Raw genomic sequence first — 25592 nt, 5'->3', positions numbered from 1 at the left:
CTTCTTCATGCAGCTAATGCTACGCGATGGCAGTTTGGGCCCCTTTCTAACGCAGGTGATTACCACAGCACAAGCCGAAGATAAACTTAGCGAAGACGAGCTCAAACACATCAAAAGTAAAGCAGTGCTAATGAGCCTGAAGTTTGCCGACAAGTTTTATAATAAACACAAAATGCATTTGCTTGAACAGGCGTCACATGACGTTATTGGTGTGGTAAGCCTGGGGCTGCAAGAGCTGAGCAACAGCGATATACATCAGGCATTAACGCTATTGTTAGCGCCGGAAGGCTTAGTAAAACCGTTTCAAAAAGGTTGGAACATGCTGGTAACCGTTAGTAAAAAAACCGGTAAAGCCTCATTGTATGGTGATGTAGAAGAGCAACTACTGCAACATATTGCCAGCCCACCAGACGCCGAAGAATGGACCGGTGTTGCCCATTATCAACATGCACTAACAGAGCATCGCCGCACTCAATCAATGCAACTGCTACAGCAACAGTTTTACGCCCGCACGCATTTTGACGAATTTGAACACTTTTCATTAGAAGAAGTGCTGGCAGAAGTGGTGTTTTACCGTACGTTGACCGGTGGTGATAAAGTACGACAAGATTTAAAAAAGCGCATTCGTAACATTACGCTGCAGCCTCATTGGTTTAGCGATGCGTTTTTTCAACTGCAAACCGAAGCCACACTAACTGAACTTCCAGAAGCGAATGCCAATGCCATTCGGGAAGACTTAGGTCAGCATTTTATACCTGCCCTGTTACGCACCTTAAATTTTGCCAAAAGCTATCAAGCATTAACACATACTGATGCTAGCCCGGAAAAGCTGGATGCGTTAGAAGGTAAACAAGGTTTAACTAATCCTCTGTTGGGCTGGCCGCAATATATTGAATTGTAATGCGGCTTTATTGCCAACGTTAACGGAATATTGATGAATACACGCATTATTAGCTTCGCTGTCGCAGCGCTACTGAGTACTACCCCGCTGCATAGTGCCATGGCTAACACCGATGACACTGGGGCTGATGTGCTGCGCCTTGCCCTCCCGGCTGCAGCGTGGGGGATGACGCAGTATCTGAACGATGATAGCGGCGCAAAACAATTTTATTATAGTTTTGCCACCACCATTGCCAGTACCTACGCATTAAAAAGCGCAATCCATAAAAACCGGCCGGACGGCTCAGACAATGACGCCTTCCCCTCCGGCCATACTGCTATGGCATTTCAGGGTGCCGCCTTTTTACAGCGAAGATACGGTTGGCAATACGGTGCCCCCGCTTACGCGTTAGCAAGCTATGTCGGTTACAGCCGGGTAAATAATGACCATCATGACAGCCAAGATGTGCTAGCCGGTGCATTAATCGGTATTGCTGCCAGCTTTTACTTTGCCGAACCCTTTTATGGTGTGCAAGTTACACCTACAGCGGGGCTAAACGGCGTAGGCATACAATTTAGGTCAACGTGGTAAAACACAGCTAATGAGGTGTTATGAACGTTTCACAACTTATAATAGCAACGTTAGGTGCCATGCTTACGGCACAAGCCACAGCAAAAGAAGAGCCAATAGAACGTATTAATACAACAGCGTCTCGCACAGCAGCATCAACCAGTAATCTGCCACAGACATTAAGTCAGGTAGCTCAGCAAGACCTGGCATTGATTGCGCCAACACACATTGAAGAAGCGTTAAAGCTAGTGTCTGGTGCCAACCTGCAACGCGGCAATGGTCAGGAATATTTGCCGGCGCTGCGTTCACAAGTGCTGTCCGGCGCCGGCGCTTGTGGTGGCATTTTAACAGCTGAAGACGGTATTCCACTGCGCGCAGCGGGTTTTTGTAACATTAACGAATTGTTTGAAGCGCACAGCGAAATGGCACAGCGCTTAGAAGTATTAAAAGGACCGGGTTCAGTTCTGTATGGCTCTAATGCCGTGCACGGTGTCATTAACGTAATAACACCCGACACCACCTATGGTAATGCCATGCTGGGGCTGGATTTAGGTTCCTATGGCTATAGCCGCTACAAACTACGTGCCGGTAAAGATTTCGGCAATACCGGGCTTGGCATCAACGCTAGCATCACGTCAGACAGTGGTTATCGTGTCGATGAAGGCGTAGAGCAGCAGAAAATCAACCTGCGTCATCGTTATAGCGCACAGCAGTTTACGCTGCAAACAGGTGTAACTTTAACCAATCTAAGCCAAGACACTTCAGGTTACGCCAGCAACTATGCACACACCAAACAACCTGCCGACAACACGCAACAACCTAAACCATACCGTGATGCCAACGCACTAAGGTTATGGAGTAAAGCCAGTTGGGATTTAAAAAGCGGTGATATGTTGACGGTTACCCCATATCTGCGTGACCAGAAAATGACCTTTATCAAGCATTTCTTACCCGGCACACCCTTGGAACAAAACAGCCAGCAAGGTGTAGGGATCCTGTCATTATGGCAACGGGATTTAACGTCTGCGTTTCAACTGCAATTGGGTTTTGACGGCGAATACACTCGCGGTGACATGCTGGAACAGCAAGATTTTCCTGCCACCGGTTCGCCCTTTGTTGTGGCAACCGTGCCAACGGGAAAACATTACGACTATGACGTATCAGCCAGAGTGTACGCGCCCTTTGCCGCACTTAACTGGCAGTTTGATAACTGGCTGGTGCATGGTGGACTACGCTATGAACACGTGCGATACAATTATCACAACAATATGCTCTCCGGTCGCACCAAAGACGATGGCAGCGAATGCGCAATGGGCGGGTGTCGCTTTAATCGGCCGGAAAACGGTGTTCAGCAATTTGATAATCTGTCACCTAAATTTGGCGTCAGTTATCAGTTAACGGCTAATTCGTTGCTTTATACCAATTTGTCACGAGGCTATCGCGCACCACAAACCGCTGAATTGTATCAATTGCAGCGCGATCAAAGCGTAGCAGATTTAACAGCCGAGACCGCAAATAATCTGGAGATAGGATATCGTTTAAGCCTGCCGCATCTACGCTACAGCCTCGCCGTGTACCAGATGTCTAAACATAACTTTATTTTTCGCGACAGTGCTTTTTTTAATGTGAATGATGGTAAATCACGCCACCGTGGTATTGAACTGGAATTACAGTACGATATTAGTAACACAGTTGATATCGCCGTTGCAGCTAGTTCAGCACGTCATACCTACAACTATAGCCAAGTGCTAAATGGCATCGATATTAACGGCAATGACATTGATACCGCGCCTAAGTTACTTGCTAATATTCAACTAGGCTGGACACCGTCGGATAACACGCAGTTAGGATTGGAATGGCATTACACCAGCCGCTACTTTACCGACCCTGAAAACTTGCATCAGTATGAGGGTCATAACCTGTTTAATCTGCGCGGCAGCTGGCAAATAAGCCCAGCTCTGACACTCTATGGCAGGGTAATCAATGTTAATAACCGTGCCTACGCCGAACGTGCCGACTTCAGTGCTTTTGACGGCGACCGCTATTTCCCCGGTAGGCCTCGTCATTTTTCATTATCTTTGCTTTACCGCTGGCATTAACATGCCCGCAGCGCCAACCCTACGTTTATGCACTAAGGCATCTTGACCGCACACTCATTGTCAAAATTGTTAAAGTATATGTTGCAAAATAACCGGTTTAACTGGCATATTTCAGCCTGGCATGTGGTGATAAAATCAGGTAGTCCACATTAAAAAACTGTCATATCTGGCGAATATATTAATAGCCACATAGCAGTGACAGTGAACCTTTGGACAGCAACATTTCGAAGGAACACAGGGTGTTTACAAAATTCATGCTAACTATTTTGTTATTTTCGTTTCAGGTATTGGGCGTTGAAACGTTTAAAATCGCAATATATTATCCACAAGTCCCTCCGTATATGTATGCTGCAGACGATAATGTGCCACAAGGTGTTGTGCCCGAGTTGTTAAATGCATTTTTTCTCGGGCAACCGTATCAATTACAGTATGTATTTGAGAACCGTCAACGTGCCGAGCTTGGTGTATATGAAGGTAAGTATGACGCAACCGTTTTAGCGGCGAAATGGACAATTGATGCTAGCGCCCTACTCTTTTCTCAACCTATTGTAAATCATCGTGACTTTTTATATTCCTTAAAGCCGCTGCAACAGAACTTAGCCAATTTGGATAAGAATAGTATTTGCTTAAGGCGCTATTATAAATACGACGCTTTAAACATCGAGCTGGATAAGGGTAGCCTTATCAGGGTAGATTCTGACTCAGAGTTTGACCAATTTAACATGTTAGTGAACCAGCGCTGCGACTTAGCTTATATGAATGAACATGTCGCAACCTGGCTAATTAATAATCACTTCAGCACTATGGTGTTTCATCGAAATAACGTTGAAGCAGACCAAGCTGATTTAACATTGGCGCTTAACCCTAAATGGGCAGGACTGAAGCAACAGCTTGATATATTTATTAAGGATGCTCATCGCAGGGGCGTGATTGAAAAAAGTTTAACGCAACACATGAAAAAAACCAAATAATATTAGTCACTTATACAATTAATCATCACAACCCACAACTGACCCTTGCATAATGAGTGAAAATAGCGTTTTATAAAACAAATACAACACCTTGAATAAAAACTTGCCTATACTTCTTAAATAAAATATTTCTAATATGTCAAACTACTTCTTTTAGGCCAAACTATGAAGCACTTGATCTCAAACGCAACAAATCTGCCAAGCATTCCCAAAGTAGTACAAGAACTCATCGCCAGTTTCAGTAACCCAGATATAACCAGTAATCACATCTCACAAATTCTCATTAACGACCAAGCCTTAAGTGCAAAGGTGTTGCGCATGGCAAATTCTGTGCGTTACGGGGGGCATCGCAAAGTAGGCTCAATTAAAGATGCCGTGGTGATGTTAGGTTTTAACTCGCTTAGAACAATGGTTTTATCGGTTGGTTTTACTTCAGCGTTAGACGGTCCGGCAGCTTTTGATATTAGAGAGTTCTGGTTAAAGTCGTTTAAAATGGCGAATCGGTGTAAATGGCTAGCCAAAACCCTGAAAATTGATGCCGAAGTGGCCTTTACCTGCGGTTTATTGCACGCCATTGGTGAATATCTTATTCATGTGGTAAAGCCAGCAGAAGCTGTTGTTATCGATGAAAGGGTGAACACCGGTGAAAGCCGCTCGCGCTTAGAGCAACAATTATTAGGTTTTGATTACACGCAAGCTGGTGCAGAACTTACTGATTTTTGGCATTTCCCACAAGAAATAGTACAAGCTATTCGTTGGCAGGAAAATCCTACAGGCAGCCCAGAGCTATCAAGCTATGCCGCTTGCGTACATATTGCTCATTATATGGTTGAAAACGAGGCTAAAATTGCAGACGGCAATTTAGACGACTTCCCTGCCAAACTCGTCCATTCAATGCACCTAACCTTGTCAGATGTCTTTGCTAAATTTGAAAATGTACCTGAACTGGATGAGGGTATCGAAGAGTTCCTGAACTAACAGCCCGTGACATTATGATTGTAACAGCCCTGTTGTCAGGGCTATTACACCAACGATGAATTGCTGAGTTGTTATAATAAAACCTTAATCGCTGCACTTAAGCCATCTAGCGTCAATCCATACATACGCTTAGCCATTAATTGCTCAATAATGCCTATCGAATAATAATGCTGCCACCACGGCAGCGGTTGCGGATTTAACCACACCGCTTTAGGATATTGTGCTAACAAGCGTTGCAACCAAACTTTACCCGGTAGTTCATTGTAATGCTCTACACTGCCGCCCGGATATTCTATCTCGTATGGTCCCATCGTCGCATCACCAACAAATATCAGTTTATAATCAGCGCCATAGGTATGAATAATATCATCAACTTTTATTTGTTCGGTGTAGCGGCGCTTATTGTCTCGCCATACACCTTCATAGACGCAGTTATGGAAATAGAAAAATTCTAAGTGTTTAAATTCCGTTTTTACGGCAGCAAACAGCTTTTGGCATTGTTCGATATGATCGTCCATCGAACCGCCAACATCGAAAAATACCAGCAGTTTTATTGCGTTATGGCGCTCACGCATAAAGCGCAAATCCAGCCAACCGGCTTGCTCTGACGTCGCCTGAATAGTGCCATACAAATCCAGCTCGGTTTCTGCACCGCTGCGGGCAAATTTACGCAGCTGTTTTAGTGCCAATTTAATACTGCGGTTATTGAGTTCGGTGTCTGTATCTAAGTCTTTAAACTCACGTTTATCCCATACTTTTACCGCACGACGTGCACCGCTGCCCTGCTGCCCTATCCTTACGCCTTCAGGGTTATAACCATAGGCACCAAACGGCGAGGTGCCGCCAGTACCCACCCATTTATTACCGCCACTGTGTTTTTTTTGCTGCTCGGCTAAACGTTCGCGCAGCGTTTCTAATAGTTTGTCCAATCCGCCCAGTGCCTGTAACTTGGCTTTGTCTTCTTCTGTTAAATTGCGCAGCACATCGGGGATAAGCCATTCAGGCGGAATGGTTGCAGCCAGGTCTACTTGAGCTACACCTTCAAAATATTCCGCAAACGCCCGGTCAAACTTGTCGTATTGCGTTTCGTCTTTTACCAAACACAAACGGGACAGCTGATAAAAGGCATCGGTGTCAGCAAAAATAACCTGCTGTTTTAGTGCATTGAGTAAATCCAGCAATTCAGTGATGCTGGTTTTTAAGCCGTATTTGCGCAGGGTAAAAAAGAAATCAATTAGCATGGCAGGTTCCGCAGTCTGGCTTGCTCATGTATCAGGGTGAGACTGGAAACTCGTTTTGGTCGGCGCAGAGTGTCTGAGCGCAGGCGCAAGCCGCAGCGAGTTGCTGCGACGAGCCAAAAGGAGTATTGCAGTCGAGCCAGAGGACTACACAGTACCCGCTCTATCAATTCAGCATAGGCCACTTGTTACCTGCCCTGCCGCTTTGCCAAAAATGCTAGTTTTTCTACCAATGCTACATCTTGTTCATTTTTCAGCAGTGCACCAAACATTGGCATTAAGCCGCCCTTCTGCTGTTTATCAGTAAGCACATCAGCAGGGATATCTTCGGCCAGCAATAACTTTAACCAGTCCAGTAGTTCAGACGTAGAAGGCTTTTTCTTTATGCCTGGCAGTTCACGCAGCTCAAAAAATACTTCCAACGCCGTACTTAGCAACTGTTGTTGTATCTGCGGGTAATGCACCGCAACAATAGCGCGTAAAGTCTCAGCATCGGGAAAACGAATATAGTGAAAAAAACAGCGGCGTAAAAACGCATCCGGCAGCTCTTTTTCATTGTTCGAGGTAATAATCACAATCGGCCGGTCAACCGCGCTTATTTGCTCACCCGTTTCGTGCACGTAAAATGCCATCCGATCCAGCTCGTGCAGTAAATCATTAGGAAACTCGATATCGGCTTTATCAATCTCATCTATCAGCAACACCGGCCGCTTAGCCGCCGTAAAGGCCTGCCAAAGCTTACCAGGGCGGATATAATTATTAATATCGTGCACTTTATCGCTGCCAAGCTGGCTGTCGCGCAAGCGTGACACCGCATCATACTCGTACAGGCCATGCTGTGCTTTGGTGGTAGACTTAACATGCCATTGAATAAGTTCGGTGCCTAAACTTGCTGCCAGCTCTTCTGCCAGCCGGGTTTTTCCGGTGCCAGGTTCGCCTTTTATTAACAGTGGTTTTTCCAATGTCACAGCGGCATTTACCGCCAGAGCTAATTCGTCTGACACGATATAGTTATCGGTACTTACAAAGGCCATTGTTACCCTCTATGCTTGTGGTGAAACGTAATATCTTATAGCCAAAAGCTACTGTTATTTTTGCCACGCTGGCGTATTCTTATAACCAATTTATCGTAAACGGAGTTTTTTTATGGCAAACGTCTATGCAGACAACACATTGTCTATCGGTCGCACCCCTCTGGTCAAATTAAACCGGACCATCGAAGGTGGCGCAAATGTATATGCAAAAATTGAAGCGCGTAACCCAAGCTTTAGTGTTAAGTGTCGTTTGGGTGCCGCATTAATCTGGGATGCTGAGAAAAAAGGTACCCTAACTGCCGATAAAGAAATTGTTGAGCCGACCTCGGGTAACACCGGTATCGCTTTAGCATTTGTTGCTGCCAGCCGTGGCTATAAATTAACGCTGACTATGCCTGCAACGATGAGCTTAGAACGTCGTAAGCTGTTAAAAGCTTTGGGGGCTAATTTAGTTCTCACCGAGGGTCCTAAAGGCATGAAAGGCGCCATTGAAAAAGCTAAAGAAATTCAGGCGTCAAACCCGGATAAATATTTACTATTGGGCCAATTTGAAAATCCAGCCAACCCACAAATTCACTTTGATACTACTGGCCCAGAAATTTTCAATGATCTGGATGGCAAAGTAGATATCTTTATCGCCGGCGTAGGCACAGGTGGTACCATCACTGGCGTTAGCCGCTACCTTAAACACGAAAAGCAACTGCCACTGTTAAGTGTAGCTGTTGAGCCGGCTGAATCACCGGTGATTACGCAAGCCAAAGCCGGTGAAGAATTAAAACCAGGCCCACACAAGATTCAGGGTATTGGCGCTGGGTTTATCCCGGGTAATCTCGATTTAAGCCTGATAGACAGCGTTGAACAAGTTAGCAGCGACGACGCCATTGCCGGTGCGCATCGATTAATGCGTGAAGAAGGTATTCTGGCCGGTATATCATCTGGTGCAGCACTGGTCGCAGCACAACGTTTGGCGGCAAAACCAGAAAACGCCGGTAAAAATATTGTAGTTATACTGGCAAGTGCTGCCGAGCGCTATTTAACCAGCCCATTGTTTGCCGACATCTTTACTGAACAAGAATTACAAGCTTAATCAAAATATTAGGTACATCCCAGGGCTGAAATCTCAGCCCTTTTCTTTACAGTCTTTCAAAAAAAAGCCACACTAGAAACTGACTGTGTAAGCGGATACCGCCTTTATGACACGCGTTTGGTTTCTACCTCTATTAATGCTGCTGCTAGCATGCCGCGAAGAACAACCTAGCGTTAACGCGCAGTGGGGCTCTCCCGAATATATTGCTACAGAGTTTTTTCATGCACTGTATATTGAGAATAATCTGGAGAAAGCGAAACGACTCAGTACGCCAAAATATGCCGATTTAATGGAATCCTACGGCTCTGTTCGCCAGGTGGAGCGCACACTGATCAATTTATCATTCGACAGCGTCGAAATTAGGGTGAATCGTAGCGGCGGCAATTTACGCGAACAGTATGAAGATCAAGCCGACATTGAATTGTTGTTAACAGGCCAGCATAACGGCAAAAAAGTTGACGAAATGCGGGTTGTAGAGATGATCCAACAAAATGGCAACTGGGTTGTTCAGTCAGTTAAAATAGATAAATTCAGCAGTAGCGCACGCTAACACTTAATGCTAGCGTTTAGTGAAAAATGCGGCAATGCGCTGCTGGCACTCATCGCCATCGAGAAGACGCTGAAAATGTTGTAATTCTGCAGCGATCGTCTCCAGAGTAACCTGCTGGAAACCTCTTTTCATCAAGGCCTTGCTGGTTTGTACAGCGTCAGCAGGCAGTGATGCCAGCTTAAGTGCTTTTTGTCTAGCCAACTCAGTTAAGTTGTCAGCAGAAACAACCTCATTCACAAAGCCCATCTGCTGGGCTTCATTGGCAGTAAATGCTTCCCCCAATAAGAGATACTGCGCAGCATGCTGATACCCCACCAACTTGGGCAGTAACAAACTTGACCCCGCTTCAGGGCACAAGCCTAATTGCGTGAAGGGCAACTGGAAACGTGCATTATCACTGGCATACACCAAGTCGCAATGCAATAACGCTGTGGTGCCAATACCAATAGCCAGGCCACTGACGGCGGCAATTAACGGCTTGGGGAACTTAGCTAACTGATACAAAAACTGCACAGTAGGATGCGCTGCGTTTAATTCACCTGCGCCTAAGAAATCCAGTAAATCATTTCCCGCGCTAAAACAGCTTTCAGTCCCCTGTAATAAGACAACGTTAATGGCCGCATCATTTGTTGCTTGTTGAAGTGCCTCTGTCAGTTCACGGTACATTTGCTGACTTAGGGCATTTTTTTTCTCTGCCCGGTTAAGACGAATGTGTAATACGCCCTGGTCCTGTTGCTGTAAAATATGACTCATTGTTCTTCCTGCTATTTGCCAGCAACACTGCCTTCGCGGCGCGGATCTGCTGCGCCTTCCAGGCCGTTAGGTGTAATCATTATGGCATGTAGCCCGCTGTTTAAATCCTGAATCTGTACCTTGTATCCCATATCTTCCAGCACGGCTTGCTGCTGAGTCAGTGCACTACCTTTTTCAAGCGCAAGATAGTCGTTACGGTGGGTAATACGCGGCAAGTTAAGCGCTTGCTGTATGTCTAACTTCCAATCCAAAACTGCGACAATGCTTTGAGCAACGTAATTGATAATTCGGCTACCACCAGGTGAACCAATGAGTAATATCAGCTTATTGTTCTGATCAAATACCATCATTGGTGCCATGGATGAGCGCGGTCGTTTACCGCCCTCTACCCTATTGGCAACGAGTTGGCCATCTTTTATCGGGCTTAAACTAAAGTCGGTTAACTGATTGTTGAGTAAAAAGCCCCCAACCATTAAGCCTGAACCAAATACGTTTTCAATGCTGGTGGTCATGCTGACAGCATTACCTTGGCTGTCGACAATGGAGAAATGGCTGGTATTAGGTAGCTCTGGCGAACTGGCTGATAGTAGCGCTTGTGCGCCTTCAGGCACACCGGCTTGTGCCAGCTGCCCAGCTTTAGCTAAGTCGATTAATGCGGCTCTTTTGGCAAGATAATCCGGTGCAAGCATACCGCTGATGGGCACATTAGAAAATGCCGGATCAGCCAGGTAACGTTCTCGGTCGGCAAAGGCTAGCTTGGCGGCTTGTGCCAACAGATGTGTTGCTTTGACACTGACTGGCTGTAGTGCTGTTAAATCGTACTGCTGCAAAATACCCAAAATTTGTAGTATGGCAACACCGCCAGAACTTGGCGGCGCCATACCACACACTTTATACAGCCGATATGGCATGCAGATAGCTTCACGTTCAATTGCCTGGTAATCGGCAAGATCTGCAACGCTTAGTGTGCCCGGATTAATAGGCGCTGTTTGCACCCGCTCGCTTATCGCCTTGGCTAACTCACCGTGATAAAACGCCTTCGGCCCTTCATTTGCGATGGCTTTTAATGTTGCAGCATAAGCTGGATTTTTAACTATTTCGCCCTGCTGTAAAGGCTTGCCATTGGGGTAAAAGTATTGCTTAGAATCAAAAAATACTGACACGCCTTTATTCCAGCCCTGAGTCAATTGGCTGGACGTGCGGCTTGATATAGCAAAACCTTGCTCCGCAGCGGTAATGGTATCGACAAATAACTCTGCCCAAGGCAATTTACCGTGTTGTTGATGGGCAGCATAAAGCAATGCTACAACGCCTGGCACCCCCACTGATTTACCACCGACATAAGCCTCTCGCCAATCCATTGTTTTGCGGTTATCGGTAAACAGCAGTGGCGTGGCTGATGCTGGCGCAGCTTCGCGCCCATCAAAGGTAGTTAATTTCTGTTTGTCTGCCTGCCAATGCAGCATAAAAGCACCACCGCCAATGCCTGAGCTCTGTGGCTCTACCAGTCCCAGCATAAGCTGGGTAGCAATTGCGGCATCAACGGCACTGCCACCTTTGGCTAATATCGCCCGGCCCGCTTCAGTGGCAAGAGGATGCGCGGCGGCCACCATATACTGTTTGCCTTTAACTAACTGCTGATGATAAATCCCAGTTGCAGCTTCTGGCTCACGGGTTTCTTGTTGTACCGCAGCGGAATATGCCAACAGTGGGCTTGATAAACATGCCCAAAATAGCAGTGTTCGGTGGTGAATTAAGTTTGCAAACATAAAAGAGCATCGTATGATCAGTATTTAACTACACCCTAACCACTTCGCTGCACAAGATCAATATTGACAACCGCCACTGGACGGGCCTGTTTGCACTTTTGCCGCATAACAACCAGTTCCAAATATATTTTGCTTGACCATATCACGCAGATAGTTTTGCATAGGCACACTTAATCCTGTGCTGAAGCTGTGTCGTTACCCGTGCAAATACCTTTGATGAAACCCGTTGTACCCTATTTTTTGCTAGCCGCTACAATGCTGTTGCTTGCTTTATTACCAGGATCTTGGCAAGCCACACTGTATTTTGACCATCTTGGTATTGATAAAGGCCAATATTGGCGCTTAATAACCGGCCATTTGTTACACAGCAACTACTGGCATTTATTAATGAATAGTGCCGGGTTAGCAATGGTTATGCTGTTGCATGGTAGATATTTCAGCTACGGACAGCTTGCACTGCAATGGCTGCTATGTGGCTTAGCAATTAGTGCTGGCTTGTATTTTTTCTCTATCGATATTCAGATTTATGTCGGCTTGTCAGGCCTGCTGCATAGCATGCTAATACTAGGTGCGATAAAAGATATTCAGCTTAACATGACCACCGGCTGGCTGCTGCTTCTTGGCATTATTGGTAAAGTAAGTTGGGAGCAATGGCAAGGCCCTGATGCCGAGCTGGCACAGCTGATTAACGCCAATGTCGCTATAGATGCGCATCTTTATGGTGTTATCAGTGGCCTGCTCTTTTGTCTTGCCCGTTGGTGTGTTTGCCGGGTTAAAACGGTGCAGGCTCGCTAAACGCTAACACTTCGCCATTCAGCGGATGGTTAAAACGTATATATTGCGCGTGCAGCATTAAACGCGAGCTTTTAGCGGCAATGTCTGCTGTAGCATACAAGGTATCGCCGAGTATGGCATGACCCAGCGCGAGCATATGCAATCTTAATTGATGTGAGCGACCCGTTATAGGTTCCAACTGCACTCGACTTTGGTGTGTTGCACTGTCATAGCTAAGCAGCTGATAGCGGGTTACCGCAGGTTTGCCGGTTGCATGGCAAATTTTATACAGTGGCCGATTGGCTTCATCTGCGGCAATAGGTAATTCAATAGTCCCTCTGGCCTTTGCCACTTTGCCTGCAACAATAGCGATATAGTGTTTTTGCACTGTTCTGGCTTGAAATTGTTTGCTGATGTCAGACAGCACACGTTTGGTCAATGGCAATATGACTAAACCTGAAGTGTCGTAGTCTAAGCGATGCACTACCTCAGCATTATAAAACTCGCGCTGCACCCGCCGAATCAGACAATCCTGGTTTTGAGGATGTCTTCCTGGAACCGTCAGCAAATGAGCGGGTTTGTTCACTACCAGCAAAACATCATCTTCATAAGCAATATGATACGGCTCGGTTGTTGCTGGCAATATGGTTAAATCTTCAGGGCTATCATTCACGGTGCTATCATTCACGGGGCTATCATTCTCATGGCTGGCGCTCATAAGCTTCTCCATTCTTTAAACGGCGGCCATTATGCCGTAAAACCATTTGTCTGCCGATTAAATTCGGCTAAGCTACCCACTTTATCGCCTTAATGGTCTAAGCATGACTGACGTTTTTGTTTACCAGCCCCCTACCGAACCATGGCTTGACGTGATCTATCAGGATAAAGATTTGATCGTGCTAAATAAGCCAAGTGGCTTATTAACGAATCCCGGCCGCGGTGCACATCTGGCCGACTGTTTACTCAGTCGTGTACAACAGCAATATCCTCTAGCGCAATTGGTGCATCGCTTGGACATGGCGACATCTGGCGTTGTGGTTATGGCGCTTAGGCGCAAAGCAGAAGCGGCGCTAAAACAGCAATTTGCCGAGCGTCGTGTCAGTAAACGCTATTTGGCTGTGGTATGGGGCACACTGGCGCAAGCCGAAGGCACAATAGATATGCCATTAATTGCGGATACGGCCAATGCACCAAAGCAAAAAATCTGCCTAAGCAGAGGTAAACCGGCTATTACTCACTACAGAGTACTTCAACAGTTAACAGACCGTGCGCTGGTTGAACTTAAGCCCATTACAGGGCGTTCGCATCAGTTGCGTATGCATATGTTGCACCTTGGCCACCCTATTTTGGGCGATGCATTTTATGCCCACCTTGACGCACTGCACGCTGCGCCACGTTTGCAGCTACACGCTGCCAGTTTAGCGCTTCATCAACCTTACAACGGTGAATGGCTGCGGTTTGACGCGGATAACGATTTTGTTACTGCTGATGGCAAGCTAATTATCTGACTTGATTAAACAATAATCCTTGTTGGAAAATAGTAAACATCTAGCTATAGTGCTATTACTGCGCGCAATTGACCTGCTTGCAGATAACAACAATAAAATAGGAGCGTCACAATGAGCATGCTACATGAATTTAAAGCGTTTGCCATGCGCGGTAATGTCGTGGATATGGCGGTGGGGATTATTATCGGAGCGGCATTTGGCAAAATTGTATCGTCGTTTGTCAGCGACGTTATTATGCCGCCTATTGGCGTGCTGCTGGGCGGTGTTAATTTTCGCGATCTGGCCGTTGTTATCCAACAAGCCACTGAAAGCCAGGCCGAAGTGCTAATTAAGTACGGCATGTTTGTGCAAACAATAATCGACTTTATCATTATTGCATTTGCCGTATTTGTTGGCGTAAAAGCAATGAATTCGATGAAAAAGAAAGAGGAAGCGAAACCTGAACCGACACCTGAAGCCACACCAGCTGATGTTCTTTTGCTGACTGAAATCCGCGATTTACTGAAAAAACAAGCTTAGCATTCCAGCTAACGCAGTTAAATAAAAACGTCTCCCTAAGGAGACGTTTTTATTGCTGCGGGTAAACATAGTTGGGCAGAGAGTTATCGTTACCTTACAAGTGTTGTTCAAACAATTTGTAAATACGACGGTACTCATCCAGCCAGCTACTCGGTTGACGGAAACCATGCGGTTCAACCGGATAAATAGCCGTTTCAAAGTTTATATTTTCTTGTTCAATTAAACGCTGTACTAAACGCACAACATCTTGAAAGAACACGTTGTCATCTACCATCGGCGCATTAATCAGCAAAGGTTTTGTTAATCCCTGCGTGAAATAAATAGGTGAACTGCGCTGATAAGCAATGGGATCAATCGCCGGTGTATTAAGAATATTCGACGTGTAAGCATGGTTATAATATGCCCAGTCACTTACCGGACGCAGCGCCGCACCTGCCTGGAATAAATCAGGTTGGGTAAACAGCGCCATAAAGGTCATAAAGCCACCATAAGAACCGCCATAAGTTCCTATACGTTGACGATCAACATTAGCATTATTAACCATCCAGTTTACGCCGTCAGCTAAATCTTCAATTTCAGGTGTGCCCATTCTACGGTAAATAGCGGTACGCCAATCCCGGCCGTAGCCAGCTGATGCGCGATAATCCATATCCATCACGACATAGCCTTGTTGAGCCAGCAAGTTGTGAAATAAAAATTCGCGGAAATAGCCAGACCAGCCCAAATCACTATTTTGCAAGTAACCTGCACCGTGATTAAATACTACCGCGCGCCGTTTATCACCCGCTTGATAATTGTCTGGCAAATAAACCTTGGCAAAAACAGGTTGCTTACCATGACTTGAGGGTACCGCCACTATCTGTGGCGCACGCAGAGGTAACTGCTTAAACTCAGCAGAGATGGTGTCGGTTAGCCTTTTAACTTCAGCACCGGGCTTGGCATCAGCTACATATAGCTCGGTAGGCAGCAAGTTAGTTGAAAACTGCAGCAACAGCTTTTGTTCGTCTGGCGACAACGTAAAACTTGTACTGCCGCCTAACTGAGTTAACTGCTCTGTTTTACCTGTGGCTAATACCACACGGTACACCTCGTAATTCCCAGGGTGCGCCATGTTAGCGCGAAAATAAATGTAATCATCTTGGCTGCTCAACATAGGCTCACTGACTTCAAAAGTGCCACTGGTGAGTTTTTTGGCTTTGCCTTTCAAAGGTTTAACATACAAGTGTGAGTAACCGGTTTCTTCCGATAAATAATACAGACTGTCGCTATTGTTTAACCAACCAAAATCATTGAAAGCGTAATTTACCCATGCTGTATCATGTAGACGATGTTGCGGCACCAGGGTTTTATTTTTTAAATCAACGGTAGCAATCCAACGATCTTTGTTGTCCTGCGCTTGCAGCATTAGTGCAACCTGCTGACCTGACGCATGCCAGCGTATCGGGCCCTGACGCCAATACCAATCATTCATCAGACCAATGTTGCGGATGATTTTTTCGCTTTTGTATTTCTCACCCCGGGCTTTAGCATTTTCTGCTTTAACCTCGGCTAGTACATCTTCGTTATAGCCTGGCAAACTGGTATAGCTAAGTTCAGTGCTACTGCCATCAAGCAGGTTTAACAAAACAATACGCTGAGGCTCCGGAGTAACATCATTAACCCTGGCCCTTACCTTTTCCGCTGCAATATCCCCATTTGCGGTAATGTAGTTTGGCATAATGTCTTTGTCATTGCGTTTGCCTTCTTTACGCACCGACACCAGCATATAATCAGCCAGAGGTGACAAACTGGCAGCTACTACCTGCAACCCTTTGCCCAGATAAAATGCGTCGGGTGCAATACTGTCATTTTGCTGCTGCAACTGTGCTTGAGCGCTAAAACGCTGTTGTGCATTGCTTTGTTGCAGTGCGACAAATTCGATAAGCTTGTGCTGCTCCTGCGCCAGGTAACCTGCCGGTTTAGCGGGTGCTTTAGGCTTATCTTCAGTTTTCAAGCTGACCAGCTCACTACGCTTACCTGAGGCTAAATCCTCAGCGTACCAGGTCCAGCCCTCGCGATAAGATAAGCGGCCATCGGCTAAAAAAGACGGTTCAAATTGTGCTTCGTTGTCTCGTGTTACCTGAGTTAGCTCTGCAGTCAATGCGTTTCGAACAAAAACATCGCCTTCAAACACATAGGCTTGCAAAGTGCGATCGGCGTTAAATACCCGCTCACTGCTGCCTAGTTGATGTAATTGTGACAGCGCAACCTCAGAGCCGTTGTCTGTAGCTGAAAGTGGTCGGGCAAACCAGTCTCGCTGCTGATAACCTGCCTGCTTTCGCTGGTAGTACACCTGTTGACTGTCGAAGCTCCAATGTGCATTTTCCGGTTGGCGGCCAAGCCAATCTGGATCTGACATAATTTGCTCTAAGCTGAGCGATATTTCGCTATTGCCAGCGTATACCGTGGGCACACTAACGGTTGTTGTCTGATAAGTTTGTACTTCAGTTTTTTTTGCCTGTAACGGCACAGAAAGTGTCAGGCTGCATAGTGCTATAGCCAACACAGAAAAACGAATATGGGTCATATCAAAATTCTTATAATGAGAAAACACGCCTTGTTATACAAAGCCTGTGCCTGCAACGCAACTGTCGCGACAGCAGATGCGGCTGACGGCGTAACAAACAAGATTAACAGACATAAAAAAACCGGCCTGTAACGGCCGGTTAAAACAGAGTGAATACGAGGTATTCGAACAGCTGTAGAGAAGTTAAGCCACGAGCTTAGCGCTAATTTCTGTTAAACGCGCCTTAGCTGCGTTAAGTGCCGTTTGTTGTGCGTCAGTTCCCATATTTAATCCCTCGGCATAAACAAAATGTATGTCTTTCAAACCGACAAAATTAAAAAATGTTTGTAAAAACGGCGTCTGGCTATCCATTGAGGTGCCCTGATAAATACCACCACGGGTAGCAAAAATAACAACCGGTTTATCCTCAAGCAACCCCACTGGGCCTTGCTCAGTGTATTTAAACGTAATCCCCGCACGTGCAACACGGTCTAATAAGGCTTTTAACTGTGACGGAATACCAAAGTTGTACATGGGAACACCAAGTACTAAAACGTCCGCCGCTTTTACACGTGCCACGATATCGTCAGACACCGCTGCTAAACGTTGCTGCTCATCATTACGTTGTTCAACGGGCGTCATCCAGGCAGCCATTTCGGCCATATCAAGATGGGGTACCGGTGTTGCATTTAAGTCTAACGTATCCAGCGCGACACTTTGTTGCGGTAATTTTGCAATAAATTGCTGCGCTAATTGGACAGAGTGACCTTTATCGCCACTAATTGAACTACTGATAAAAAGAATTTTTTTCATGTTGGTCTCCTACTGTTAATACAAACATCATAAAGCTATTTTTTAGAAAAAAAACACCATTAATACGCATAAACCATTCGATTTATTGGCAGATTAAAAAACTAATCCACAATCAGAGTTATTGCGTAAATGTCACAACAACAATATTGCCAGCAGGCCAACCGCCTAATCAGGAACCTGAAACATGTTGAAGTTAGCTACAGCATCAAGGCATGATAGAGGTCATTATTCTTTAGCGGATACCTCAGAGCCTATGACAGGCACAACTACAACGGCCCAGCCGTGGGATGAAGCGCTTACTTTTGTTGCACTTAAACGCGACCAGCAAGCTTATGCCGACCTTTTTAATTATTTCGCGCCAAGGCTAAGAGCTTTTGGTATGAAGATGTTTGGCAATGAACAACAGGCTTTGGAAATGGTGCAAGACACCATGTTGAATGTGTGGAAAAAAGCGGCTTTGTTTGATGCGTCCAGAGGCTGTGCCTCTACGTGGATTTTTACCATCGCCCGTAATGTTCGCTTTGACATGTTACGAAAAAAGCAAAGTCGTAAAGATGATATAAGCGCTGACGATTTGTGGTTAAACGGCGAATACCCTGAGCCAGCAGCAGATGATGCAGCAGCACAGTGGGACAACCAGTTGTTAACGGAAAAGTTAGCTCCCCACTTTAATCAGTTGCCACCGGCACAACGAGAAGTGATGGAAAAAGTGTATTTGCAGGAAAAAACGCACCAAGAAGTCGCTGACGAATTGGCAATACCCTTAGGCACAGTTAAATCACGGATCCGCTTAGCGCTGGATAGATTAAGAGAGGCATTAGATGGCGCACGCAATTAAGTTTCATCCTGGTATGTCGTTATTGGAGCAGTTTGCAGAAGGCTGTTTAAGTGCTGATGTAGCGCTGGCGGTTGCTGCCCACATTGACTTGTGCCCGCATTGCCAGCAACTTCACAACGACGTTACTGCAGACTTAGCAAGCCAGGTTCTGTTGCAACCGGTGAAAGCCGATAATACCGATTGGAACGCGATGTTAAGCAATATCGTAGCTAATACGGATATGTCGCAACAAGACAAACCGCAAGCTGAACGTCCGCAACAGCTGATTGAAGTATCACAACGTCAGTTTGAGCTTCCCCGTGCGCTGCGCCGGTTAGGTGCAAACCACGGTAAGTGGTTGCATTTAGGGGGTATTGCCACAGCGAAACTGCCTACGGGTAATGATCACCATGTGTCATTACTTTACATCAGTAAAGACACAGAAGTGCCGCAGCACACTCATTTGGGTTTGGAAATGACGCTGGTACTGGCAGGCAAAATTGTTGACGAAAATGGTGAGTACCACGCTGGCGACTTATTAATTAACTCGCCCGATGACACCCATACACCACGAACTATGGCTGATGAAGATTGCCTGTGTTTATCCGTACTAAGCGCACCTTTACATTTTAAAAAGGGCCTGACACGGCTATTGAATCCATTGCAGCAATTTTTCTACTAGTCTTTACGTTAATATCGTCTTTTTGATATTAGTAACATTGTCAATCGTGATATTGAAGCGCCGGCAGTACCGGCGCTTTTTTAACGAAGTAATGCGGTTCCACCCTTTAAGTTAAACACTTGGCTAAACCCTAAGCGTCCCAGCACTTTACACGCCACCAAACTTCGATTGCCTGAGCGACATACCAGTAACAGCGGCTGTTCTGGTTGCACCACGTTGTTAATAAGTGCATCAGCCAGTTTCGACAACGGAATTTCCAATACCGGATAAGGCTTAGGTAAATATTGTGACAGCGCACCAGCACTTTGTTCATGTGGCTCCCGCACATCGACAACTTGCAGTTGCGGCCACTTCAGCATAAAGGTTTCTAGCTGTTCAACCGCAATAACATCCGTTGCGTCCGATGGGCTTACCTCGACCAAGCCACACAAATGCTGAGTTTGCTGCTGTAACGTAACAGCGTGTTGTTGCAACTGTTGTTGCCAGCTATCAATATGATGATGTTCAATTAATCCTGTTAACAAGGGCTGCTCTTTCTGCGCCAATGCTAGCGTAGTAAAAAACCGCTGTGCGTAATCATGGCTGGACAATATTAACGTCGCATCATCAATGTGACTTGCTAATAAACGAATACTTTCGGTCAATGCAGATATGTCGCCGCCGGGTAAGTCAGTGCGGCCTACCCCACCTGGCAACATCAGATCGCCAACAAACACGGCGCAGAGCTCTTGTTGCCGGTGTAATAGAATGCTAACCGCTTCAGGCGTATGCCCTGCCGTTGCAATTTTAGTTAATTGATAGTCGCCACACGCAATGGTTGTTTGCTGTTCTGGCCAGCCCAACACATCACACGCTGCTGTGCTATATGCATTGCCCAGTAAGGCAAGTATTTCCTTACTGGCCGACATGTGATCACGATGTAAATGGGTATCCAGCACAGCTTTAACATGCAAACCCAAGCCCTGAATAATGTTCGCTATGCGCCCGGCCAACGCTAAAACAGGGTCAATCACGACCGCATCACGGCTATGTGGGCAAATTAATACATAGCTGCATAAGGCTTCATGCTTTAACTGTAGCAGCCCTGTAGCATGCAGCTCCAGCGTAGGGGTGGCGTCGGTTAACACTAAGCAATGTTTCGCTACCACCTCCGCCAACGCGGCGATTGCAGCACAAGCTTGCTCACACTCTACTGTGGTCATTGCTGGACCAAACGACAGGCGAATGGCGCCTTGCGAACGCCAACTTTCAAGTCCCATGGCATCAAGTACAAAACTGCTGGGTACCTTTGAACTGCACGCCGACCCTGAACTGACACGAATACCGGCCGCATCAAACAAATCCATAATATCTTTGCTGTAAAAACCCGGCACAGAAAAGTTAATCGTCGTCGGCACAATATAGGGGGCGTCACTATTTAATACCATCGCAGGAAATACCTGCTTTAAAGCACAAATTAACTGCTGTCGGTATTGCCATAATACCGCTGACGATTGAAATACGGATCCCTGCGGTTTTGCCAGCTCAGTGAAAATAGCATGTAATGCGGCTATGCCTGGCAAGTTTTCAGTGCCCGATCGCAAGCCACTTTCCTGACCACCACCGGCAATAAATGGCTGATAAGGTGCGTTTTTTCGCACATATAAAAAACCGATCCCTTTAGGGGCATATAATTTGTGTCCACTAAAGGGAGCATAATCAATACTGGTTTGAGCAATGTTCAGTGACATTTTCCCCAGTGCCTGTACACAATCTACCATCCAGTATACTTCTGGGTTACAACTGCGGATTAACTGCTCAAGCGCAGCTAAATCCTGCTTTACGCCGGTTTCATTATTCGCTGCCATGGTGCAAATCATTGCCGTTTTTGGCAAGTTATCACGCATAAACTTTGTGTCCAGTAAACCATGCTGGTTAACCGGTATCGCCATAACAGTTGCGTTAAGCTGTAATACTTTATTCCAGTGTTTCAAGCTTTCCGGCACCGCTTTGTGCTCGGTAGCACCGTATAGTAGCAAAGTGTCGGCGCCCGTCAGACCTTGTTCACGAGCTGCAAGCAGTGCCGAGACAATAGAAGTTTGGATACCTTCTGTTGCACCTGAGGTAAATACAATATCACCGGTACGCGCACCTATTAGCTGGCGCGCCAGCGCACGCGTGGTTTCCAGCTCAGCTTTCGCTTTAATGCCGGTGGCATGGCTGCTACTCGGGTTACCAAAGCCTCGCTGCATAATGTGCATCGCCGCCTCAGCAGCAGCAGGAAGTACCGGCGTAGTGGCATTATTATCGAGGTAAATTTCACGATGCAACTGACTAAACATGCTAAGGCCCCTAGCGTTATAACCAAAAAGAATATGTTATTCCACGCAATAATAACTGGCATAAACCCATAGCTCAAGCTTAGTGTTTGTTGCAGAAACAACAAACCGCCCGTAGGCGGTTTATTTATAAATGTTTATTCAACTAAATCTTTGGGGATCTGCGGTCGTAACTCTGACCACACCATGCCACTTTCTTTACCGTATTTACGAACTGCAAATACCACTTCATCGAATTTACCGTTTTCAGCGTACAGCTTTATTTGATGATAATACTTACGCGCCAGCTCTCGGGCTTTAGGGTGCGAAAAGTAAAAACGGGCAATTTTGTTATACAAACCGCGGAAACCATTTAAAATAAGGACATAAATGCGGTTGGCTGAATGCAGTGCCAGCTCATGGTTTAAATTGTAGTCAAACTCGGCAAAGGCTTCGGCAGTGTCTTCCAGCGCTTCTGCACCAGCAAAAATTTCTACTACCTGCTGTGCATGGTTTTTAATGGCACCACGAATATAAATAGCACTGATATTGGTACGGGCAGACAGCAGCTCGTCCACTAGCTCTGGCATACGCTCTTCATCTAGCCGCGCTAAGGTTTCCAAAATATTAAGGCCGGACGTTTCCCAAAAATTATTAACTTTAGTGGGTTTACCGTGTTGAATGGTTAGCCAGCCATCGCGTGCTAAACGTTGTAATACCTCACGCAGCGTAGTGCGCGTAACACCAATAAGCTCAGACAATTCACGCTCTGCAGGCAATATTGAGCCGGGGGCAAACTTTCCGTTCCATATCGAGTCTACGATATACTCTTCTGCAAACCCGGCTGGGCTTTGCGCTTTAATCAGATTGGTCATGCGGATCTATCCGTCTTCTTGGTGAAAAATTTGCACTGATTGTACCAGAGCGCCATCAGTTAACAAGCCGCAGCCTTAAATTAGGCTAATACAACAGTCAGATTGTACATTAAGGCTAAATACCGTAGATTAACCGAGGCTAGTAATAAATCCCCGTCAGAAGGATATAAGATGCTTCAAACATTAAAATTTTTAACTACTCAGCGTTGGGGCTGGGCGCTTGTTGTGTTGTCCAGCCTTGGCTTACTTGGCACAGCACTCTACTTTCAATACGGTTTGAATCTACAGCCCTGTATTAAATGTATCTATGTCCGCAGTGGCTTTGCCGGTATTTTATTAGCGGGCATTATTGGCTTGCTGGCACCGAAAAACGCACTGTTACGTATTGTAGCCTTGTTAGGCGTCGGTGCTGCCGCAGTATTTGGTGCGTTACAAGCGCATGAATTACTGAGTATTGAGCAATTGCTGGTTGAAGGTGGCTTTTTTAGCTGTTCATTGTTTGCCGAATTCCCCAGCTGGATGCCGTTAGATCAATGGTTACCGGCTATTTTCGAACCGACCGGCAGTTGTGGTGACACCAGTTGGCAGTTTTTGGGCAAAAGTATGGCGTTTTGGAGTGCGCTAACCCTGTGGTGTTATGCTGCAGTTGCTGCGTTATTGCTTATCGCCCAGGTTGCCAAGCTTAGTTCAAACCCTTATCGGGGCTAGGAGCTTAGGAACGAGAACCGGTTTGCAGGGACGAAACCGGTTCGTGTGTTAACTGTCTAACGACTTAACTGCGGATAATCAGTGTATCCCTCAGCACCACTACTATAAAACAGCTCTGGCTTAGCGTCGTTCAAAGGCGCATCTGCTCTCAATCGCTGCACCAGATCCGGGTTCGCGATATAAGGTACGCCAAAGGCGATTGCATCAGCAATACCGTCGGCCAGTGCTTTTGTAGCAGTGGCTTTATCAAATTTCTCATTGCTAATATAAACACCGCCAAACTGGCGTTTCAGCATGGGCCCTAAGCTATCTTCGCCCTGTGCTTCGCGAGCACAAATAAAGGCAATACCGCGTTTACCCAGCTCTGTTGCCACATAACCAAAGGTATCAGCGCGCTGCGAGTCACCCATGCTGTGCGCATCGGCCCGTGGCGCCAGGTGCATACCTACCCTGCCAGCACCCCATACTGAGATCACGGTATCTGTAACCTCTAACATTAAGCGAGCGCGGTTTTCAATGCTGCCGCCATAGTTGTCCGTGCGCTTATTGGTGCTGTCTTGTAAAAACTGATCCAGCAGGTAGCCATTAGCACCATGAATTTCCACGCCATCAAAACCGGCTTTTTTCGCGTTCTCTGCGCCCAAACGGTACGCTTCTACAATGCCAGCAATTTCATCAGTTTGAAGTGCGCGCGGCGTGACAAAAGCTTTTTTCGGCCGCATTAAGCTAACGTGGCCATCGGCAGCAATAGCACTTGGCGCTAACGGCAGCTGGCCATCTAAATAATGTGGGTCTGAAATACGGCCAACATGCCACAGTTGCAGCATAATTTTGCCGCCAGCCTGATGCACAGCAGCGGTTATTTTACGCCAGCCAGCCACCTGCTCGTCAGACCAAATGCCCGGTGTATCGGGGTAACCTACGCCCATCGGGGTTACCGACGTGGCCTCAGTTAAAATAAGGCCGGCACTGGCGCGCTGCACATAGTATTCAAGCATTAAGTCATTCGGCACCCTGCCCTCGCTAGCACGGCAGCGGGTTAATGGCGCCATAATAATGCGGTTGGCAAGCTGTAAATCGCCAACGCTGACGGGGTCAAATAAAGTGGGCATAGTACGTCCTGAATTCAATGTTAAAATTTACTGCACAGCAGTGTATAAGTTATCGCAGCAAACGCTACGGCTTAAACCTATATGTGTACCAAGTGGTACAATAACAAGCGCTCAAAAAAAATAATTGCCAATAATTGCAAAAACTGGCCTGATTAAGCCAATTTTTCGTTATGTGAACCCTTATGCACCGCTATCAGGTAGATAAAACCAGCAGCAAAAACTGGCTTACGGCCAAAGAAGCTGAGCAGATCAGGCTACTCATTACCGCCAGCTTTAATGGCGTCGACAGCCAGCAGTACTTCAACAAGTATTTTGCCAACAAAGCGCATTACCAAAGGCGCGTGCGGCTGTTTTATCAGGGCGAACAGTTACTGGGTTATTGTTTACTGACATTTTGTAAAGAGGCCAATAACAGCATTGTAATGGGTGCTTCAGCGGCGTTCACACCGGGTTATCGCGGCAACAACAGTACCTTTGGCTTTTCATTCTCTGCGGCAATCCGCACCTGGCTGCGCCACCTTAGGCATAAGGTGTACTACCTTGACACCATGCTAAGCCCGGCCATGTACCGGGCAATGGGCAAAAAAGTCGCCTTTATCTACCCCAACCCCTACATGAGCAAAGCTGATATTGCCAGGTATCAAGCCCTGGTACCCAATGCCGAACCCAGCAGCTGGCAAAACCTTAACTGTTTAAAAACCGTAGGCCGCGCCAGCAATTACACCGCTGAAGACATCAGCAGGTTAAAGGCCAGCACTAAAGCCGAAATTGCGTTTTACTGCCAGCTAAACCCCAACTTCGCCCAAGGCACAGCGCTATTGGTTTTAATACCGGTAAACCTAAAGCAATTGCTGCTTACCGGCTGGAAGTGGTTAAAGGATTGGTGAAGCGATAACAACATAAGGCTGCTGCTTTATCTTAAGCTCTATACAAGCACCAATATTGATTTTAGAAACAACCGTGTTATGTTAGTTTTTTAACCATCCACCATAACAAACAATAAAGGCGATGGT

Annotated in this window: 24 protein-coding genes; 14 read left to right on the top strand and 10 right to left on the bottom strand. The window is 46.3% G+C overall.

Going from position 1 to position 25592, the window contains the following annotated elements:
- The first annotated feature begins 7 nt into the window (after positions 1 to 7).
- The 5 genes from atcC to ORJ00_RS02590 all read left to right on the top strand — a co-directional run bounded on the left by atcC (position 8) and on the right by ORJ00_RS02590 (position 5498).
- The gene (gene atcC, locus ORJ00_RS02610) at positions 8 to 901 is read left to right on the top strand and encodes a cold adaptation protein AtcC (RefSeq protein ID WP_306138901.1); all 894 of its coding nucleotides are present in this window, start codon (positions 8 to 10) and stop codon (positions 899 to 901) included.
- Between the two features lie 33 nt (positions 902 to 934).
- On the top strand, positions 935 to 1471 hold the full coding sequence (locus tag ORJ00_RS02605) for a phosphatase PAP2 family protein (RefSeq protein WP_027672405.1): 537 nt from the start codon (positions 935 to 937) through the stop codon (positions 1469 to 1471).
- Positions 1472 to 1491: 20 nt separating this feature from the next.
- The gene (locus ORJ00_RS02600; RefSeq protein ID WP_306138900.1) at positions 1492 to 3549 is read left to right on the top strand and encodes a TonB-dependent receptor; all 2058 of its coding nucleotides are present in this window, start codon (positions 1492 to 1494) and stop codon (positions 3547 to 3549) included.
- Positions 3550 to 3758: 209 nt separating this feature from the next.
- Positions 3759 to 4520: a substrate-binding periplasmic protein gene (locus tag ORJ00_RS02595; protein WP_306138899.1), complete on the top strand. Its 762-nt coding sequence runs from the start codon at positions 3759 to 3761 to the stop codon at positions 4518 to 4520.
- A 165-nt stretch (positions 4521 to 4685) separates the two neighbouring features.
- Positions 4686 to 5498, top strand: a complete 813-nt coding sequence (locus tag ORJ00_RS02590) for an HDOD domain-containing protein (protein WP_305973280.1) — start codon at positions 4686 to 4688, stop codon at positions 5496 to 5498.
- A 71-nt stretch (positions 5499 to 5569) separates the two neighbouring features.
- On the opposite strand, the gene ORJ00_RS02585 is transcribed toward ORJ00_RS02590, so the two are convergent.
- Positions 5570 to 6739 (bottom strand): vWA domain-containing protein, encoded by a 1170-nt coding sequence (locus ORJ00_RS02585; protein ID WP_306138898.1) that lies wholly within the window; start codon positions 6737 to 6739, stop codon positions 5570 to 5572.
- A 185-nt stretch (positions 6740 to 6924) separates the two neighbouring features.
- Positions 6925 to 7770, bottom strand: a complete 846-nt coding sequence (locus ORJ00_RS02580) for an AAA family ATPase (protein ID WP_027671578.1) — start codon at positions 7768 to 7770, stop codon at positions 6925 to 6927.
- A gap of 112 nt (positions 7771 to 7882) precedes the next feature.
- On the opposite strand from ORJ00_RS02580, the gene cysK reads away from it, so the two are divergent.
- Positions 7883 to 8857 carry a cysteine synthase A gene (cysK, locus tag ORJ00_RS02575; RefSeq protein WP_027671579.1) on the top strand — a complete coding sequence of 325 codons (975 nt, stop codon included), beginning with the start codon at positions 7883 to 7885 and terminating at the stop codon, positions 8855 to 8857.
- Positions 8858 to 8963: 106 nt separating this feature from the next.
- Complete coding sequence (locus ORJ00_RS02570) at positions 8964 to 9407, top strand: hypothetical protein (protein ID WP_027671580.1); 444 nt, start codon at positions 8964 to 8966, stop codon at positions 9405 to 9407.
- A 9-nt stretch (positions 9408 to 9416) separates the two neighbouring features.
- Here the strand turns inward: ORJ00_RS02570 and ORJ00_RS02565 are convergent, their stop codons facing one another.
- Together ORJ00_RS02565 and ggt are read right to left on the bottom strand one after the other, a co-directional pair.
- Positions 9417 to 10160 (bottom strand): enoyl-CoA hydratase, encoded by a 744-nt coding sequence (locus ORJ00_RS02565; RefSeq protein ID WP_027671581.1) that lies wholly within the window; start codon positions 10158 to 10160, stop codon positions 9417 to 9419.
- A gap of 11 nt (positions 10161 to 10171) precedes the next feature.
- The gene (gene ggt, locus ORJ00_RS02560; RefSeq protein ID WP_306138897.1) at positions 10172 to 11929 is read right to left on the bottom strand and encodes a gamma-glutamyltransferase; all 1758 of its coding nucleotides are present in this window, start codon (positions 11927 to 11929) and stop codon (positions 10172 to 10174) included.
- Between the two features lie 216 nt (positions 11930 to 12145).
- On the opposite strand from ggt, the gene rrtA reads away from it, so the two are divergent.
- The gene (gene rrtA / locus ORJ00_RS02555) at positions 12146 to 12724 is read left to right on the top strand and encodes a rhombosortase (protein WP_306138896.1); all 579 of its coding nucleotides are present in this window, start codon (positions 12146 to 12148) and stop codon (positions 12722 to 12724) included.
- On the opposite strand, the gene ORJ00_RS02550 is transcribed toward rrtA, so the two are convergent.
- Positions 12702 to 13421 (bottom strand): pseudouridine synthase, encoded by a 720-nt coding sequence (locus ORJ00_RS02550; RefSeq protein ID WP_051219884.1) that lies wholly within the window; start codon positions 13419 to 13421, stop codon positions 12702 to 12704. The two genes, rrtA and ORJ00_RS02550, sit on opposite strands and share 23 nt — an antisense overlap.
- Before the next feature lie 103 nt (positions 13422 to 13524).
- Here ORJ00_RS02550 and ORJ00_RS02545 point away from each other — a divergent pair, with 103 nt between their 5' ends.
- Together ORJ00_RS02545 and mscL are read left to right on the top strand one after the other, a co-directional pair.
- On the top strand, positions 13525 to 14211 hold the full coding sequence (locus ORJ00_RS02545) for an RluA family pseudouridine synthase (RefSeq protein WP_306138895.1): 687 nt from the start codon (positions 13525 to 13527) through the stop codon (positions 14209 to 14211).
- A 111-nt stretch (positions 14212 to 14322) separates the two neighbouring features.
- Positions 14323 to 14730, top strand: coding sequence for a large-conductance mechanosensitive channel protein MscL (mscL, locus tag ORJ00_RS02540; protein ID WP_027671585.1), 408 nt, complete (start codon positions 14323 to 14325; stop codon positions 14728 to 14730).
- A gap of 94 nt (positions 14731 to 14824) precedes the next feature.
- Here mscL and ORJ00_RS02535 read toward each other — a convergent pair whose 3' ends face one another.
- A complete protein-coding gene (locus tag ORJ00_RS02535) occupies positions 14825 to 17296 on the bottom strand; it encodes a S9 family peptidase (protein WP_306138894.1) in 2472 nt (823 codons plus the stop codon).
- Between the two features lie 183 nt (positions 17297 to 17479).
- Positions 17480 to 18088 (bottom strand): FMN-dependent NADH-azoreductase, encoded by a 609-nt coding sequence (locus ORJ00_RS02530; protein ID WP_306138893.1) that lies wholly within the window; start codon positions 18086 to 18088, stop codon positions 17480 to 17482.
- A 184-nt stretch (positions 18089 to 18272) separates the two neighbouring features.
- On the opposite strand from ORJ00_RS02530, the gene ORJ00_RS02525 reads away from it, so the two are divergent.
- Positions 18273 to 18926 (top strand): sigma-70 family RNA polymerase sigma factor, encoded by a 654-nt coding sequence (locus tag ORJ00_RS02525; protein WP_305973296.1) that lies wholly within the window; start codon positions 18273 to 18275, stop codon positions 18924 to 18926.
- Positions 18910 to 19587 (top strand): ChrR family anti-sigma-E factor, encoded by a 678-nt coding sequence (locus ORJ00_RS02520; RefSeq protein ID WP_305973298.1) that lies wholly within the window; start codon positions 18910 to 18912, stop codon positions 19585 to 19587. Before ORJ00_RS02525 ends, ORJ00_RS02520 begins: the two co-directional genes overlap by 17 nt.
- Positions 19588 to 19667: 80 nt before the next feature.
- On the opposite strand, the gene ORJ00_RS02515 is transcribed toward ORJ00_RS02520, so the two are convergent.
- Positions 19668 to 21908, bottom strand: a complete 2241-nt coding sequence (locus tag ORJ00_RS02515; protein WP_306138892.1) for an aminotransferase class V-fold PLP-dependent enzyme — start codon at positions 21906 to 21908, stop codon at positions 19668 to 19670.
- A 134-nt stretch (positions 21909 to 22042) separates the two neighbouring features.
- Positions 22043 to 22759 (bottom strand): fatty acid metabolism transcriptional regulator FadR, encoded by a 717-nt coding sequence (gene fadR, locus ORJ00_RS02510; protein ID WP_305973302.1) that lies wholly within the window; start codon positions 22757 to 22759, stop codon positions 22043 to 22045.
- A gap of 171 nt (positions 22760 to 22930) precedes the next feature.
- Between fadR and dsbB the strand changes: the two genes are divergently transcribed.
- A complete protein-coding gene (gene dsbB, locus ORJ00_RS02505; RefSeq protein WP_306126709.1) occupies positions 22931 to 23467 on the top strand; it encodes a disulfide bond formation protein DsbB in 537 nt (178 codons plus the stop codon).
- A gap of 56 nt (positions 23468 to 23523) precedes the next feature.
- Here the strand turns inward: dsbB and ORJ00_RS02500 are convergent, their stop codons facing one another.
- Positions 23524 to 24579, bottom strand: a complete 1056-nt coding sequence (locus ORJ00_RS02500) for an alkene reductase (RefSeq protein ID WP_305973304.1) — start codon at positions 24577 to 24579, stop codon at positions 23524 to 23526.
- Between the two features lie 182 nt (positions 24580 to 24761).
- Between ORJ00_RS02500 and ORJ00_RS02495 the strand changes: the two genes are divergently transcribed.
- A complete protein-coding gene (locus ORJ00_RS02495) occupies positions 24762 to 25466 on the top strand; it encodes a hypothetical protein (protein WP_306138891.1) in 705 nt (234 codons plus the stop codon).
- Positions 25467 to 25592 lie beyond the last annotated feature (126 nt).

Origin of the sequence: Rheinheimera baltica (assembly GCF_030731985.1) — a bacterium.
GTDB lineage: Bacteria > Pseudomonadota > Gammaproteobacteria > Enterobacterales > Alteromonadaceae > Alishewanella > Alishewanella baltica.
This window is presented reverse-complemented; position numbering and strand designations above follow the sequence as displayed.

Excerpts from the sequence above, each read along its gene's own strand:
- atcC (WP_306138901.1), top strand. The coding sequence starts at position 8 with ATGCAGCTAATGCTACGCGATGGCAGTTTGGGCCCCTTTCTAACGCAG.
- ORJ00_RS02605 (WP_027672405.1), top strand. The coding sequence starts at position 935 with ATGAATACACGCATTATTAGCTTCGCTGTCGCAGCGCTACTGAGTACT.
- ORJ00_RS02600 (WP_306138900.1), top strand. The coding sequence starts at position 1,492 with ATGAACGTTTCACAACTTATAATAGCAACGTTAGGTGCCATGCTTACG.
- ORJ00_RS02590 (WP_305973280.1), top strand. The coding sequence starts at position 4,686 with ATGAAGCACTTGATCTCAAACGCAACAAATCTGCCAAGCATTCCCAAA.
- ORJ00_RS02585 (WP_306138898.1), bottom strand. The coding sequence starts at position 6,739 with ATGCTAATTGATTTCTTTTTTACCCTGCGCAAATACGGCTTAAAAACC.
- ORJ00_RS02580 (WP_027671578.1), bottom strand. The coding sequence starts at position 7,770 with ATGGCCTTTGTAAGTACCGATAACTATATCGTGTCAGACGAATTAGCT.
- cysK (WP_027671579.1), top strand. The coding sequence starts at position 7,883 with ATGGCAAACGTCTATGCAGACAACACATTGTCTATCGGTCGCACCCCT.
- ORJ00_RS02570 (WP_027671580.1), top strand. The coding sequence starts at position 8,964 with ATGACACGCGTTTGGTTTCTACCTCTATTAATGCTGCTGCTAGCATGC.
- ORJ00_RS02565 (WP_027671581.1), bottom strand. The coding sequence starts at position 10,160 with ATGAGTCATATTTTACAGCAACAGGACCAGGGCGTATTACACATTCGT.
- ggt (WP_306138897.1), bottom strand. The coding sequence starts at position 11,929 with ATGTTTGCAAACTTAATTCACCACCGAACACTGCTATTTTGGGCATGT.
- rrtA (WP_306138896.1), top strand. The coding sequence starts at position 12,146 with ATGAAACCCGTTGTACCCTATTTTTTGCTAGCCGCTACAATGCTGTTG.
- ORJ00_RS02550 (WP_051219884.1), bottom strand. The coding sequence starts at position 13,421 with ATGAGCGCCAGCCATGAGAATGATAGCCCCGTGAATGATAGCACCGTG.
- ORJ00_RS02545 (WP_306138895.1), top strand. The coding sequence starts at position 13,525 with ATGACTGACGTTTTTGTTTACCAGCCCCCTACCGAACCATGGCTTGAC.
- mscL (WP_027671585.1), top strand. The coding sequence starts at position 14,323 with ATGAGCATGCTACATGAATTTAAAGCGTTTGCCATGCGCGGTAATGTC.
- ORJ00_RS02535 (WP_306138894.1), bottom strand. The coding sequence starts at position 17,296 with ATGACCCATATTCGTTTTTCTGTGTTGGCTATAGCACTATGCAGCCTG.
- ORJ00_RS02530 (WP_306138893.1), bottom strand. The coding sequence starts at position 18,088 with ATGAAAAAAATTCTTTTTATCAGTAGTTCAATTAGTGGCGATAAAGGT.
- ORJ00_RS02525 (WP_305973296.1), top strand. The coding sequence starts at position 18,273 with ATGTTGAAGTTAGCTACAGCATCAAGGCATGATAGAGGTCATTATTCT.
- ORJ00_RS02520 (WP_305973298.1), top strand. The coding sequence starts at position 18,910 with ATGGCGCACGCAATTAAGTTTCATCCTGGTATGTCGTTATTGGAGCAG.
- ORJ00_RS02515 (WP_306138892.1), bottom strand. The coding sequence starts at position 21,908 with ATGTTTAGTCAGTTGCATCGTGAAATTTACCTCGATAATAATGCCACT.
- fadR (WP_305973302.1), bottom strand. The coding sequence starts at position 22,759 with ATGACCAATCTGATTAAAGCGCAAAGCCCAGCCGGGTTTGCAGAAGAG.
- dsbB (WP_306126709.1), top strand. The coding sequence starts at position 22,931 with ATGCTTCAAACATTAAAATTTTTAACTACTCAGCGTTGGGGCTGGGCG.
- ORJ00_RS02500 (WP_305973304.1), bottom strand. The coding sequence starts at position 24,579 with ATGCCCACTTTATTTGACCCCGTCAGCGTTGGCGATTTACAGCTTGCC.
- ORJ00_RS02495 (WP_306138891.1), top strand. The coding sequence starts at position 24,762 with ATGCACCGCTATCAGGTAGATAAAACCAGCAGCAAAAACTGGCTTACG.